The sequence below is a fragment of the Streptomyces sp. CNT372 genome (assembly GCF_000377145.1).
Genome location: NZ_KB897781.1, coordinates 118,573 through 132,658, shown reverse-complemented (window position 1 = coordinate 132,658; position 14,086 = coordinate 118,573). Strand labels below are relative to the sequence as shown.

Genomic DNA, 14,086 nt, shown 5'->3' with positions numbered 1-14,086 from the left:
GGGCATGGCGGGGAAGAACCGGATGACGGGGGCGAACCGGATGACGGGGACGACCGCGACGAATGGGCGGACGCCCGGGGCCGACTCCGCCGGGGCGGAAGGTGCGGACGGAGCAGCCGCGGCGGAGGACGCGGACGGCGCGCGGCGGCTGGTCCGGGAGGCGCTGGCGCGGGCCCGCTCGGGCGAGACCCCCGGCCCGGACACCCCGGCCGGACGGGCTCGCCCCGGACTGCCGGGCCCGCTGCTGCCGGTGCCCGCCCGTCTCGACCGGGCGCTGCGGCACGCGCTGGCCGGGACCCGGCTTCGCCCGGCGGCCTCGGCCGGAGGGCTGCACCCCGTCGACACCCATCTGCTGCTGGGGTCGGGGTGCGGTCTGCCACCGGGGCGTTACGCGTACGACCCGGCCCGGCACCGTCTGCACGGCCCGCACCGTCTGCACGGGCGTCGCGGTGGCGCGGCGCAGGCCGGGGCCCCGCCGGACGGGGCCGTGGCCGTGCTCACGGCCGTGGCGCGCAGGACCGTCTCCCACTACGGGCACCGGGCCTGGCCGCTGGTCCTCCTGGACCTCGGCCACGCGGCCGCCGCGCTCGCCCTGGCGGACGCACCGGCCGTGTCCCTGGACGCGCCGGGGGCGCTGCTGTCGGCCGCGCTGGGCGGCGAGGTGACCGAACCGGCTTTCGTCGCCGCCCGGTTGACCCCGGGGTCGGACGCGGACGCGCTGCTGGAGTGGGCGGCGGGCGGTGCGGACCCGGGCGCGGTCGGGGGCGTGGGCGTTCCGGCGGCCGGGGACCCACGTGACCTGGAGACCGCGCGGGCGGTGCTGGCCGTGCTGGCGGCGGCGGGCGGGTCCGGGCGGCCGGCGTGGAGCGCGGCCCCGGCGCCGCTGCCCGGGCATGTGCTGCTTGGACGGCGCAGCGCCGAGCCGGGCTTCACGGGGGTGCCGGACGCCGATGACCTGGCCTGCCTCCTGGCGGCGGCGGGTTCGGGCCCGGGCCGGGGCCTGGGGTGGTGCCTCGCCGTCGGGGGACCCGAACCCGGTCTGCTGGCGCTCGCACCGGGCGGCCCGGACGGCGGGCTGGTCCGGGTCGCGCACGGGGAGGTACTGCCCACGCTGGCCCGCTGGGGCGCGCGCCAGGGGTGGATCGCGGCGGCGGGGGCGGTCCTGCTCGCCCACGGCTGCCCCGACGACGCCCCGCCCGAGCGGGTGCGACGCGAGCACCTGGCCGCCGGGTACGGGGTGGGCGTCGCCCAGGCCCTGGCCACGGCGCGGGGGCTGCCGTCCCGGCCCGTCGGCTCCTGGCAGGACGCGGACCTGGGAGCGGCGTTGGGGGACGCACCGGGCCGGGACCGGGTCCTCCACGGGCTCGCCCTCGGCCGCATGTTCGCGCCACACAGGTCCGAGCCGCCCACGTCGGCGGCGCACATGTCGGCGGCGCACATGTCGCGGCGCCGGATGTCCCCACCACCCACCTCGGGGCCGCACATGTGCCCACCACCCATGTCCGCCCCGCATACACCACCCGCACCGCGCCCTGGAGACGACGCCTGATGATGCTGCACCCCGAACTGCTGCGCGCCGCGCGCACGGCCCGTGCGCCGCTGCTCGGGGCGAGCGCCCTGCTCGCCGCCGTCGCGCTCACCCACCTCGCCCAGGCCGTACTGCTCGCCCTGGCGCTCGCCCGGATCGCACGCGGCGACACCGCCGCGCTGCCGCCCCTGCTCGGCGGGGTGCTCGCCGCCGTCCTGGTGCGGGTGCTTCTCGCCCGCGCCCAGCGGCGTACCGCCGTCCGCGCCGGTTCGGCCGTGCGGACCCGGCTGCGCGACGACCTCCTCGCGCGGCTCGCCCGCACGGGGCCGCCGCGGGACGCGCACACCCGCGCGGGCGCGGTCCGGGCGACGCTGGTCGACGGCGTCGAGGGCGTGGACGCGTACGTCTCGCGCTACCTGCCCCAACTGCTGGTCACCTGCGCCCTGCCGCCGGTGCTGCTCGCCGCCGTCGCCCTCGTCGAACCCCTCGCCCTGCTCGCGCTCGGCCCCGCCCTGCTGCTCGCGCTGTTCGCGCCGCGCTGGTGGGACAAGCTCCTGGAGCGCCGGGGGCAGCAGCACTGGGGTGCGTACGAGGCCCTGTCCGCCGACTACCTGGAGGCCCTCCAGGGGATGCCCGCCCTGCGGGCCGCCGGCGCGGTGGGCCGGGTGCGCGAACGGCTGGAGGAGCGTTCGGCCGCGCTGCACCGGGCGACCGTCGCCAAACTGCGCGTCTCGCTGGTCGACACCGGCATCACCGATCTCGCCGTCCAGGGCGGCACGGTCGCCGCGGTGCTGGTCGCCTGCGGGTCCGCCGTGTCCGGGAGCGCCGCCCCCACGGGCACCTACCTGGTGCTGATGCTCGCCTCCGAGTGCTTCCGGCCCGTGCGGGACCTGTCGCGCGAGTGGCACGCGGGCTATCTCGGCGTCTCCGCCGCGGACGGCATCGCGGAGCTGCGCACGGCGCAGGGCGGTGTGCCGGACGACGGGACCCGCCCCGCCGAGTGGCGCACCCCGCCCGAGATCCGGTTCGAGGACGTCCGGTTCACCCACCCCGGCGCCGCCCGGCCCGCCCTGCGCGGCGTGGACTTCACGGCCCCGGCCGGATGCGTCACGGCGGTCGTCGGGCCGTCCGGCGCGGGCAAGTCCACGCTGCTGGGGCTGCTGCTGCGCAACGCGGACCCGGACGCCGGCCGGGTGCTGATAGGCGGCCACGACGCGGCCTCCTACGCACTCGCCTCGCTGCGCCGTTCGACGGCCGTCGTCTCCCAGGAGACCTACCTCTTCCACGGCAGCGTCGCCGACAACCTTCGCCTGGGCGCGCCGGACGCCGAGGACACCGCGCTGCACGCGGCGGCGCGCGCGGCGGGCGTGCACGACGAGATCCTGCGGCTGCCCGAGGGGTACGCGACGCTCGTCGGCGAGCGTGGCGCCAACCTCTCCGGCGGCCAGCGCCAACGGCTCGCCCTGGCACGGGCGTTGCTGTCCAACGCGCCGGTCCTCGTCCTCGACGAGGCGACGAGCGCGGTCGACGAGCGCCGTGAGGCGGAGATCGTCCGCGAACTGATGCGCGCGGCGCGGGGGCGGACCTGTCTGGTGGTCGCCCACCGCCTGGACTCGGTCCGCCACGCGGACCGGATCGTCGTCCTCGACGACGGCCGGGTGGACGCGGTCGGCGACCACACCCGCCTCGCCGCGGCGGACGGTGTCTACGCCCGTCTGATCGGCGCGGGCGCGCCGGAGCGGGGGCGCGCGGCATGAACGCGACCCCCGACCCGCGCCGCCCCGCCGTGGACCCGGCCCGCCCCGGGCCTTCCGGGGAGCCCGCCCGCCCCGGTCCCGGTCCCGGCCTGCCCGGGTGCGGTCCGGCACCCGACCCGGCCCGCCCCGGGCCCGGCACGCCGGGTGCGACTCCACCGGGCCGCACCGCGCCCGGGGGCCTGCCCGTCCCCGCGCCCTCGGGCTCCGCCGATCGAGCGCGTCCCGCCGCCCCGTCTGAAGGCGGAGCGCCGTCCGGACCCGGTACCGGCCCCGGCCTGCCCGGGTGCGGTCCGGCACCCGACCCGGCCCGCCCCGGGCCCGGCACGCCCGGTGCGACTCCACCGGACCGCACCGCGCCCCGGGGCTCCGCCGATCCGGCGTCCCCGGGCCCCGCCGTCCCCGCGTCCCCGGGCCTCGTCGCCCCCGTACCTCCCGCCGCCCCACCCGGAGGCGGGCCTCCGCCCGCCCCCGGCCTGCCCGGGTGCGGCCCGGAGGCCGCCCCGGAGCTCGCCGGTGTCGGCGCGACCGGGGGAGCCCCGGCCCCCGCCGTCCCGGACGCGCCCCGCACGGCCCCCGGCACCGCCCCCGCCGCCGCGCCCGGAGGCGAGCCCTCGGACGTCACGCCGCCCCAACGAGGGTCCCTGCGGGCGCTGTTGCCCGTGCTCGGGGCGCATCGGGGGATGACCGTGCGGACCTTCGGCGCGACGTTCGCCGGGCAGCTCGCGCTGGTCGTGCTCGTCACGCTCGCCGCGCACACGGTCGGCACGGCCGTCGTGGACGGCGACCCGCCCGCGCCCGGGACGATGGCCGCCCTCATCGGGCTGGTGCTGCTGCGCGCGTGGACGACCTGGCGGGAGATGGACCTCTCCCACGACCTCGCCTACCGGGTCCTCGCCGAACTCCGCGTCCGCGTCTTCGACGGTCTTGCCCGCAGCGCCCCCGCGCGGGTCGGGGGCCGTCGCAGCGGTGACCTGGCGTCGGCCGCGCTCGGGGACGTCGAGGCGCTGGAGTTCTTCTACGCGCACGCGGTGGCCCAACTCCTCGCCACCGGAGCCGCGTTCGGCGCCGGGAGCGTCGTGCTCGCCGTCCTCGACCCGTGGCTGCTCGCCGCCGTGCTGCCGGTCGCCGCGCTGCTCCTGCTCGCCCCGGCCCTGGAGGCGCCCGGCCGCGCCCGGCGCGGGGCCAGGACCAGGGCCGCTGCGGCGGAGCTGTCGGCGGAGACCGTCGAGACCGTCGACGGGCTCCGCGAGCTGCTCGCCTTCGACGCCGTCGACGGCCGCCGGGCCCGGCTCCGCGCGCTGGGCGCGCGCCTCGGCGAGGCCCAGCGCGCCGAGGCGTCCCGCGAGGCGGACGCGGCGGCCGTGCGGGACCTGCTCGTCGTCGCGGCCGTCGTCGGAGTCGTCGTGGCCGCCGCGCACACCCTCTCGGGAGCGTGGGCCCCGGCGGCGATGGCGCTCGCCCTCGGCGTCCTCGCGCCCGTCGCCGACTCCGCCGCCGCCCTCGCACAGGCGGGCGGGCTGCGGGCGGCCGCGTCCCGGGTCGGGGCGGCGGTGCGCGCCCCGGCCGTCGCGCCCGCCCCCGCGGCCCCCGTCGCGCCGCCCGAGGGGCCCCTCGGGGTGCGGATGCGGGGCGTCCGCTTCGACTACGGCGGCGCGCCCGTGCTGGACGGCCTCGACCTGACCGTCCGGCCCGGCGAGACCCTGGCGCTGATCGGGGCGTCCGGCGCGGGCAAGTCCACCTGCGCGCACCTGCTCGCCCGCTTCTGGGACCCGCACCAGGGGAACGTGCTGCTCCGGACGGACGCGGGCGAGGCGGTGGACCTGCGCGAGCTGGCGGACCAGGAGCTGCGCCGGGCGGTCGCCGTCGTCGGGCAGGAGGCACCGCTGTTCCACGGCTCGCTGGAGGAGAACCTGCGCCTCGCCGCACCCGGTGCCCCGGCCGAACGGCTCGCGGAGGCGGCCCGGGTCGCGGGCGTCGACCGGCTGGCGGCGGAGCTGCCGGACGGCTGGGCCACCCCCGTCGGGGAACGCGGCACGACCCTGTCCGGCGGGCAACGGGCCCGCGTCGCCCTGGCCCGGGCGCTCCTGGCCGACCCGCGGGTGCTGGTCCTGGACGAGACGACGGCCAACCTCGACGCGGAGGCGGACGCGGCCGTCGCGGCGGCCCTGCGGGCGGGGGCGGGCACCCGGACGACCATCCTCATCGCCCACCGGCCCGCCACGATCCGCCGCGCCGACCGGATCGCGGTCCTGGCGTCGGGGCGGGTGGTGCAGACGGGCACCTGGGACGAACTGACCCGTGAAGGCGGCGAGTTCACCCGTGTGACCCACCGCGCCCCCTGACCCCGGCCCGGGCCGGGGTCGGGGACGGGCCACCCCCGGCCCTGACGCGCCGGTCGGCGCGGCCCGGCCCGGCGCTTGGACGGCCGGCCGAGCGCCGGCACGGGGAACCCGGATCGCCTCGGGGACGGGTGCGAACTGCGGGAGTCGCCCCCGGGTGCGGGGAAGCAGGGGCACGCCGGTTCCGGCTTCCCGGACGGCAGGCGGCCGGACGGGGGTGAGCGGCGCCCGGACATGCCGCGAGCACGGCACCCTCGCGAATCCTGGAGTCCGTCGGGCTCGTGGATTCGCGAGGGTGCCGTGCTCGTTGTTTTCCGCGGTGCATGGACGGCCCTGTGCCCGGCGCCTCGATGTCTCGCAGCCGCACGGCGGTCGGAGGGCTTCACGCGTCGCGGCCGTCAGAGAGAACGTAGAACCTCAAGCGCACTTGAGATCAAGGGGTGGATCAGGGACGGAATCCCCGCGGGATTCCGCACGCGATTGACACAGCCCACCGTGCGGGCAGCATGCTGTGAGTCCGGAACGGAAATGAGGAGGTCACGTGGCAGGTCGTCACTCGGAGCCGGGGCGCGGGGCCGCCCGGGCAGAGGGAGCCGCGGAGCAGTCCTCCGCGGGCTCCTGGGGTGCGCGCCTGCACGCCCTGTGGATGGCCACGGAGCGCATCGACGACGTCACGGCCATGGCCGACCACGTCTACGGGCTCCTGATCGACGAGCCGGGCGTCGTCGCCGTGGTCGGCACGCGCTGGCGCGGCGCGTCCCTGACGTACTACCGAAGACTGACCGAGGGCGCCGCGGACGCCATGCCGGTCACGGGCACGCCCGCCACCGCGGGCCCGGCCGACGGCACGGCCCGCGCCCGGGAGCTGTACGCGGACCCCGGCCGCACCGGCCCGGTCCTCTCCGACCACGCCCTCAGTCCCGCCCCCGGGCCCGGGACAACCGCCGCCTCCGAGCCCGACCCCGCCGTCGCCCCCGGGACAACCGCCGCCTCCGAGCCGGGGACCGCCGCCGACCCGGGGCCGGCCGGACCCGCCGCCTCCTTCGAACCCGAGGCGCGGCTCTGCGCCGAGGCCGGCGCCCGCGTGGTGCTGGAGTCGCGCTTCGTCCTCGGCGGCGACGACTGGGCCGCCCTCTCGGTCGGGGTCGCCGGCCCCGCCGACCTCACGCCCGAGCTGCGCGAGCGGCTGACCCAGGTCGCCGACGTGCTGGTGGCGATCAACAGCCGCATCCTCGCCACCCGCGCCCACGAGCGGCGCCAGGTCCAGGACGCCCTCCTCGCCGAGGCCTCGCTCCAGATGGACGAGAGCCTGGACGTCACCGACACCCTCAGCCGGGTCGCCCGGCTCGCCGTGCCGGCCGTCGCGGAGGGCTGCGTGGTGCACCTCGCCGAGCCCGGCGCCGGACCGGAACCGGTCGCCTGGGCGCACGTCGCGGCGACCGGCCAGGACTGGCTCGCCGGTGTCGCCCGGGACGACCTCTGGCTGGGCGGCGTGCTCCGGGGCGTCGTCGCCCGGCGGGAGGGCCTGCTGCTGCGGGGCGAGGCGCTGGCCGGGAGCCCCTTCGGGCCCGGCGGGGACGGGCCGGGCGCCGCGGTCCGCGCCGTCAGCGTCAGCCCCCTGCGCGCCCGCGGACGCACCCTGGGCACCCTGACCTTCCTCTACGAGCGCGTCGACGACGGCCTGGCCGACCCGCAGATGCTGGACGACCTCGCCCACCGGGCGGCCCTGGCGATCCACACGAGCATCGTCCACGACCAGCGGCGCCGGCACGTCGAGCAGCTCCAGCGCCATCTGCTGCCGCCCGCCCTCCCCACCCACCCCGGCGTCCTGCTCAGCTCCGGCTACGCGGTCGGCGACGCCTCCCTCGACGTCGGCGGCGACTTCTACGACGCCGTCCTCCACGAGGACCGGCTGGCCCTGTTCATCGGCGATGTGTGCGGCCGCGGCGCGGAGGCCGCCGCGATGACCGGCCTGGCCCGGCACACCCTGCGCACCCTCCTGGAGGACGGAGTGCCGCCCGGCCGCGCGATGGAGCGCCTGAACACCGCCCTGGTGCGCGACGCGGCCTCCCGCTTCGTCACCGCGCTGGTCTGCGTCCTCGAACCGGAGGACGACGGCGGCTACCGCGTCACCAGCGCGGGCGGCGGGCACCCGCACCCCCTGGTGCTGCGCGCCGACGGCACCGTGGAGACGGTCCGGGTGCCCGGGATGCTCCTCGGGGTCGTGCCGGACGCCGAACACCCGCACACCGTGGCGCGCCTGGCCCGCGGGGACACCCTCGTCCTGTTCACCGACGGCCTGACCGAGGCCCGGGGAGCCGACGGGAGTATGTTCGAGGACCGGCTGTCGGACGCGGTCCGCCGCTGCGGCCGGGAACCGAAAACGGCCGCCGAGCGGCTGATCGACATGGCGGCGGACTTCAGGGCACGCGGCGACGACGACACCGCCGTGCTGGTGGCACATGTGGAGGAGAGACCGTGAGCCCGGTGTTCGGCGGCGAGACCGTGACCGACCACGACCGCGTCCTGGTGGTCGAGGACTCCGACGAGGACGCGGAGGCCATCGAACGCGCCCTCGCGCACACCCACCCCGACCTGCGGCTGGAGTTCGTGCGCCGGGGAGAGAAGGTGGTCGGCACACTGCTGGCCTCGCCGACCCTGCCCGGACTGATCCTGCTGGACCTGAACATGCCCGGCACCGGCGGCCACAAGCTGCTGCGCGCCCTGCGCGCGGAGCCCCGGCTCGCCGGGATCCGGGTGGTGGTCTTCACCTCCTCCACGACACCGGCCGAGGTCGAGCGCTGCTACGAGGAGGGAGCCGACAGCTACATCTACAAGCCCATCAACTTCACCCTCTTCCGCACCGTCCTCAAGGGCGCGGTCGACTACTGGCGCCAGACCCGAGAGTGAACCAGAACGCCGTGCCCTCGCCCGGCACGCTCTCCAGCCACAGCCGCCCGCCGTGGCGTTCCACGATCCGCTTGACGACCGCCAGCCCCACGCCCGTGCCGCCGCCCCGTTCGGCCGGGCCGTGCAGCCGGTGGAACAGGGCGAACACCGCCTCGTGCTGGTCGGCCGGGATGCCGATGCCGTTGTCCCGTACGACGATCGCCGTCTCCGCCGCGTCCGCGCCGGGCGGGACCACGGACCCGGTGCCCACCTCGACCGTGCGCCGGTCGTGGTCGCCCGCGTACTTGGCGGCGTTCACCAGCAGGTTGACCAGGATCTCGTAGAGCCGGTCGCCGTCCGCGCGGACCACCGGCAGCTCCCCGCGCAGCACCGTCACCCGCTCCTCGGCCAGCCGCGGCCCGGCGACCTCCAGGGCCGCGTCCAGCACCTGGGCCAGCGGCACCTCGCGCACCTGGAGCCCCGCCCGCCCCAGACGGGCGTAGTCCAGCAGGGAGTTGAGGAGTTCGTCCATCCGGCCCGCGAGGCGCTGCATGGTCTCCAGCCGGCGCAGGCTCGTCGCGTCCAGGTCCCCGCCCGCGTCCTCGTGCAGGAAGAGCGCCGCGTTGGAGATCCCGCGCAGCGGCTCCTTCAGGTCGTGGGCGGCGGCGTGTGCGAAGGAGTCCAGGTCCGCATTGGTCGTCCGCAGCTCCTCGTTGAGCCGCGTCAGGGTCTCCGCGTGCCGCAGGACCAGGCCCGTGAGCAGCCGCCACAGCTCCAGCGCCGCCGAGCGGTCGTACGCGCTCCACGGTGCGCTGCGGCCTCGCATCACCGAGCGGAACACCGCCGAGGAGCCGCGCGGGGTGAGCCGTTCGCCGTGCGGGCCGAGCCGGACCGGCTCGGCCGGGTCGGCCGCCCAGACCCGGGGCTCGGGCCGCTCCCGGCGCGTCCAGGCCAGGAACTCGCCGGACCGGGTCAGCGGCACCAGCAGCACGCCCGCCGGGCAGTCCGGGACGGTCTCCGCGTCGACGCCGAGCCGCTCCGCGGCGATCTCCGGCAGCCGGTCGGTGATCCACGGCTCGCCGGGGGTCAGCCCGGCCGCCAGCTCCGACAGGGCCCCGACCAGGGCGTCCGGGGACGGGGTCCCGGAGACGGTGGCCCGCCCGCCGTGCAGCAGCACCAGGCCGTCGGCGCCCACCAGTTCGCGCACGGCGTCCGTGTGCGCGGCCAGCGACTCGGACGGCCCGCCGTCCAGCAGGTCGGCGAACTCCGCGGTCCGCTCCACCGCGGTGTGCAGGGCCTCGGTGCGCTCCCGCTCCTCGATGACCGTGAGCTGCAACGAGAAGGCCGTGCCGAAGAGTTCGCAGGCCGCGCGGACCTCGGGGGCCAGCGGGGCCGGGGCGGCGCCGTGGCAGGCGATCAGCCCCCACAGCTCCCCGTCGCGCAGGACCGACACCGACATCGAGGACCGCACCGCGATGTTGCGCAGGTACTCCAGATGGAAGCCCGACACGGTGCGCAGGGCTGCGCCGGACAGGTCGAGCGGCTCGCCGGTGGCCGGGCGGGCAGGCGGGTGCAGGGGGACGTTCTCGCCGTCCACGTCGGCGATGACCCGGATCCAGTTCTCGCGGTAGAGGCGGCGCGCCTGCGGTGGGATGTCGGTCGCCGGGAACCACAGGCCGAGCCAGGGCTCCCAGCCCTCGGCCACGTCCTCGGCGACGACCTCGCCCGGGCCGTCGGCGCCGTCGAACCGGTAGGCCACCACCCGCTCGTAGCCCGTCAGGGCGCGTACTTCGCGGACGGCCCGGGCGCAGCACTCGGTGACGGTCCGCGCCGAGCGCAGCCGGGCCAGGGCGGCGCGGACGCCCTGGTAGAAGCTGGTGAACCGGAACGGCCCGGTGTCGTCGCGGGGTTCGAACTCCAGCACCATCAACTCGCCGACGCGGTGCGCCGAGAGGTCGAAGTGGCGCCGGTGGCCGTTTGCGCCGGCGGTGACCGGGAGGGAGGCGCCCGCCCGGCCCGCCTCGGTGGCGGTCTCCAGGGCCTCCCGCCAGTCCGTCCCGGCCATCACCCGGGTCACCGGGCCGCCGACCAGGTCCTCGGCGGCCGCGCCGAGGAGCCGGCCGGTGTTGCGCGCGGCCGTGTCCACGAGGCCGGTGGCGGCGTCCACGGCCAGCAGGGTGCCGTGGGCCTGGACCCCGCCCAGGAGGTGGATCGGCTCACGGACGCAAGCGGTCAGGTCGAAGCCGCCGGGCACCGAGGCCTCGGCCGACCGGGCCCGTTCGGACAGCCAGGGATCCACGTGTGCGCCGCCTTCCGTAGGGCCCGCGGCCACCCGTGCGGCGGGCGGGGCCGTCCGCCATCCTGCCAGCCGCCCGCCGCGACCGGTCGCGGGCGGCCGCGTACCCGCGGTGGGCCGGGGTACACGGGCCGCACCGGCCGCCCGGCCCGGCGGACTCCTCCGCCTCCGGTGCGGCGGAGGAACGGCGAGAGGCGACGAGATGCATCGACACGGCACGGACCGGCAGACGGCGACGGGCCCCACCGGAGCCCCGGCCCCGGGGCCCGGCCCGGACACCGGCCCGGATACCGGCCCCGCGGCGGGCGCCCCCCGCGCGGCGGACCGTGTGCCGGGCCCGGACCGTCGGCGGGGCCCGGGCTCCGGCCCCGGCACGGCCTCCCGCCCGGACCTCGTACCCGGTGCCTCTTCTCGCGGCGGCGGCTCCGGCGCGGGCCGCAGCACCTCCGGCGCGGGGCACAGCGCCCCCGAGCCCGCCGGGCCGGGCCCGGGCACGGGCTCCGCTCCCGGGCCCGCCCGCAGCGCCCGGGGCCCCCGCAGCGCCGAGGGGGCCGGGCTCGGCCCTGCCCCGGACCCCGTGCCCGGCCCCTCTTCTCGCGGCGGCGGCTCCGGCGCGGGCCGCAGCACCTCCGGCACGGGCCACAGCACCGCCGAGCACGCCGGGTCGGGCCCCGCCCCGGACACCGGGCCCGGCCCCTCCTCTCGCCACAGCGTCCCCGGCACGGGCCACAGCACCGGCGAGCACTCCGCCCCGGTTCGCGCCCCCGGGCCGCGGACCGCCCCCGGGCCCGCCCGGAGTGCCGAGATGGACCCCGGGCAGGACCCGCGGCGGGACCCGCTGCTGCCCGGCACCCGGCAGCTCGCCCAGTTGCAGGCGCGCTGGCAGACGATCGCCTGGACGGCGCTGTGCCTGCTCCTCGCCCTCTGGGCGGTGTGGAGCGCGGTCGGGGCGGTGCGTGGGACCTCGGCGTGGGTCTACTCCGCCGTGGCATGCCTGCTGCTCGCCGCCGCCGTCGTCGTCCGCGTCGCCGCCGTGCGCCGCCGGACGCGGCTGTGACGCGCCGCTGACGGCCGGGCCCGGGCCCGGACCCGTCGCGGCCCGGGCCCCGGGTCACCGCCCCCCACCGGACCGTGGCGGACGGCCCGGCCCGGCGGCATGGCCACCGCCTTGGCCGCGCGGTCCGCGGTGTTCCCGGATCGCCCGCCGCGACGGGCCGCTCCCGAGCCCGCCGCGACGTGCGGCCGACACCGGTACACGGCGTCCGGGCATCGGCGTCAGGACATCCGCAGGGCGAGGAAGAAGTCCAGCTTGTCCTCCAGCCGGGACAGATCGCGGCCGGTCAGCTGCTCGATCCGGCCGACCCGGTAGCGCAGGGTGTTGACGTGCAGATGCAGCCGGGCCGCGCAGCGCGTCCAGGAGCCGTCGCAGTCGAGGAAGGCCTCCAGGGTGGGGATCAGCTCCGCCCGGTGGCGCCGGTCGTAGTCGCGCAGCGGGTCCAGCAGCCGGGCCGTGAACGCGCGCCGCACATCGTCCGGGACGAACGGCAGCAGCAGCACGTGGGAGGCCAGCTCGTGGTGGCCCGCCGCGCAGACCCGGCCGGGCCGGGCGGCCGCCACCCGGCGGGCGTGCCGGGCCTCCTCCAGCGCGCCGCGCAGCGCCTCCGCCGAGTGCACGGTCGCGCTGACGCCCAGGGTGAGGCGCCCGTCGTCCGCGAGGCCCGCCGACAGCGGGGCGCGCACCGACTCCAGCAGGGCGTCCGCGTGCAGCCCCGCGTGGACGGGCGGCGCCCCGCCGGTCGCCGCGCCGTCCGTGCCCTCGTCGCCGGGGGCGCCCGGGGACTCCGGGCCCGCCGGGCCCAGCGCCGGCAGCGGCACCAGCGCGATCGCCTCCTCGCCGGTGTGCGCGACGGCGATCCGGTCCGCCGGGTCGGGGCCCCCGGTGGCCGGGTCGACGAGGACCTCCTCCAGCAGGGCCTGGGCCATCGCCCCGGACCCGCCCTCCGGTTCGGCGGCCCAGTCCACCCTGGCGACCACCACCTGCCAGTGCGGGGCCGTGCCCAGGCCGGGCAGCAGCACCGGCGCGGCCACCCGCAGCCGGGCCGCGATCTCGGCGGGCGGGGCGCCCGCCTGGACCAGCTCCAGCACCTCCTGCGCCAGCCGCCGCCGCACCGTGCGCGCCGCCTCCCGCCGGTCGCGTTCCACCGCGATCAGCTGGGTGACGCCCTGGAGCAGGTCCAGCCGCGCGGCCGGCCAGTCCCCGGCGTCCGCCTCCACGGCGAGCAGCCAGTCCGCGAGGACGCTCTCGCGCACGTCCCGGACGGCAAGCGCCGTGCCCCGCGCGGTGTTGCGGACCGGGAACAGGGAGTACGCGGTGCCGTCGAGCAAGACCCGGTGCGGGGCGCGGCGGCCCGCGCGGACCGCGGCCAGGTGCTCGCCGGCGAGGGCCGCCCCGGCGGCGGGCGGCAGGTCCGCGCCGGCCCCTGCGATCTGCCGGCCGGTGGGGGAGAGGACCCAGGCCCGCAGGTCCAGGTCGGAGCCGAGGAGGTCCAGGACGGCGTCCGGACCGCCGCCCGCCGGACCGGAGGTCATCAGCCTCCTGTGCCTGTCGACGACGGCGGCGAGGTCCCCGGCCCGCTCGCCCGACACCTGCCGGACCACGTACTCCGTGATGGTTGCGAACGCAACGGATTCGTTCACCGCGAAGAGCGGCAGCCGGTGGCGCGAACACGCCTCGACGAGATCGTCCGGGATGTCGCCCAGCTCCGCCTCGCCCGCCGCCAGCCCGGCCACCTGCGCGCCCGCCAGGATGCGTACGAAGGGCTCCGAGTCCTCCGGGCCGCGCCGCCAGGCCAGGCCCGTGAGCACCAGCTCGCCGCCGGAGAGATAGCGGCTCGGGTCCTTGAGGTCGGTGGTCATCACCCCGCGTACCCCGCGGTCGAGCTCGTCCTCGCCGCCGAGCAGCCGCAGCCCCAGGGCCTCGGTGTCCAGGAGTGCGCGCAGCCGCATGTCGTCGCCGCCGATCTGTCGTGTCGTCGTCGTGGTGGTCGTCGTGGTGGCCGTGGGGCTCGCCCGGACCGGACGGGGAAGGCTCGCCCCGTGGCTGATACCGGACGGAAGGCATGGCCACGGTTTCCGGGAAGAAACGGCGAGGTTGCCGATCTCCGTCTTTCGTTCGAATCTACAAGACGAGGAAGGCGGCCAGCCAACTCCTTCATGGTTTCGGTGACTGCACCCCGCCGGTCGGCGCTTGTGTACTGGACCACATCGCATGAACAGC

Annotated in this window: 8 protein-coding genes; 6 read left to right on the top strand and 2 right to left on the bottom strand. The window is 78.1% G+C overall.

From position 1 onward, the window contains the following. The first annotated feature begins 4 nt into the window (after nt 1-4). The 5 genes from C593_RS29605 (at nt 5) to C593_RS0113410 (ending at nt 8,534) form a co-directional block, all read left to right on the top strand. The gene (locus tag C593_RS29605; RefSeq protein WP_018847807.1) at nt 5-1,549 is read left to right on the top strand and encodes a hypothetical protein; all 1,545 of its coding nucleotides are present in this window, start codon (nt 5-7) and stop codon (nt 1,547-1,549) included. Continuing rightward, nucleotides 1,549-3,285, top strand: coding sequence for an ATP-binding cassette domain-containing protein (locus C593_RS0113425; RefSeq protein WP_018847806.1), 1,737 nt, complete (start codon nt 1,549-1,551; stop codon nt 3,283-3,285). The genes C593_RS29605 and C593_RS0113425 overlap by 1 nt, the downstream gene beginning before the upstream one ends. 680 nt (nt 3,286-3,965) lie before the next feature. After that, on the top strand, nt 3,966-5,627 hold the full coding sequence (locus C593_RS29600; protein ID WP_106434655.1) for an ABC transporter ATP-binding protein: 1,662 nt from the start codon (nt 3,966-3,968) through the stop codon (nt 5,625-5,627). Between the two features lie 538 nt (nt 5,628-6,165). Next, nucleotides 6,166-8,106: a SpoIIE family protein phosphatase gene (locus C593_RS29595; protein ID WP_018847804.1), complete on the top strand. Its 1,941-nt coding sequence runs from the start codon at nt 6,166-6,168 to the stop codon at nt 8,104-8,106. Continuing rightward, the gene (locus C593_RS0113410; RefSeq protein WP_018847803.1) at nt 8,103-8,534 is read left to right on the top strand and encodes a response regulator; all 432 of its coding nucleotides are present in this window, start codon (nt 8,103-8,105) and stop codon (nt 8,532-8,534) included. Before C593_RS29595 ends, C593_RS0113410 begins: the two co-directional genes overlap by 4 nt. Here the strand turns inward: C593_RS0113410 and C593_RS0113405 are convergent. Beyond that, entirely contained in the window at nt 8,494-10,812 is a 2,319-nt protein-coding gene (locus C593_RS0113405; protein ID WP_018847802.1) for an ATP-binding protein, read from the bottom strand. The genes C593_RS0113410 and C593_RS0113405 overlap by 41 nt on opposite strands. An 802-nt stretch (nt 10,813-11,614) precedes the next feature. On the opposite strand from C593_RS0113405, the gene C593_RS0113400 reads away from it, so the two are divergent. Next, complete coding sequence (locus C593_RS0113400; protein ID WP_026277658.1) at nt 11,615-11,866, top strand: hypothetical protein; 252 nt, start codon at nt 11,615-11,617, stop codon at nt 11,864-11,866. A gap of 218 nt (nt 11,867-12,084) precedes the next feature. On the opposite strand, the gene C593_RS0113395 is transcribed toward C593_RS0113400, so the two are convergent. Then, nucleotides 12,085-13,815, bottom strand: a complete 1,731-nt coding sequence (locus tag C593_RS0113395; RefSeq protein WP_018847801.1) for a PucR family transcriptional regulator — start codon at nt 13,813-13,815, stop codon at nt 12,085-12,087. Nucleotides 13,816-14,086 lie beyond the last annotated feature (271 nt).

Excerpts from the sequence above, each read along its gene's own strand:
- C593_RS29605 (WP_018847807.1), top strand. The coding sequence starts at position 5 with ATGGCGGGGAAGAACCGGATGACGGGGGCGAACCGGATGACGGGGACG.
- C593_RS0113425 (WP_018847806.1), top strand. The coding sequence starts at position 1,549 with ATGATGCTGCACCCCGAACTGCTGCGCGCCGCGCGCACGGCCCGTGCG.
- C593_RS29600 (WP_106434655.1), top strand. The coding sequence starts at position 3,966 with ATGACCGTGCGGACCTTCGGCGCGACGTTCGCCGGGCAGCTCGCGCTG.
- C593_RS0113400 (WP_026277658.1), top strand. The coding sequence starts at position 11,615 with ATGGACCCCGGGCAGGACCCGCGGCGGGACCCGCTGCTGCCCGGCACC.
- C593_RS0113395 (WP_018847801.1), bottom strand. The coding sequence starts at position 13,815 with ATGCGGCTGCGCGCACTCCTGGACACCGAGGCCCTGGGGCTGCGGCTG.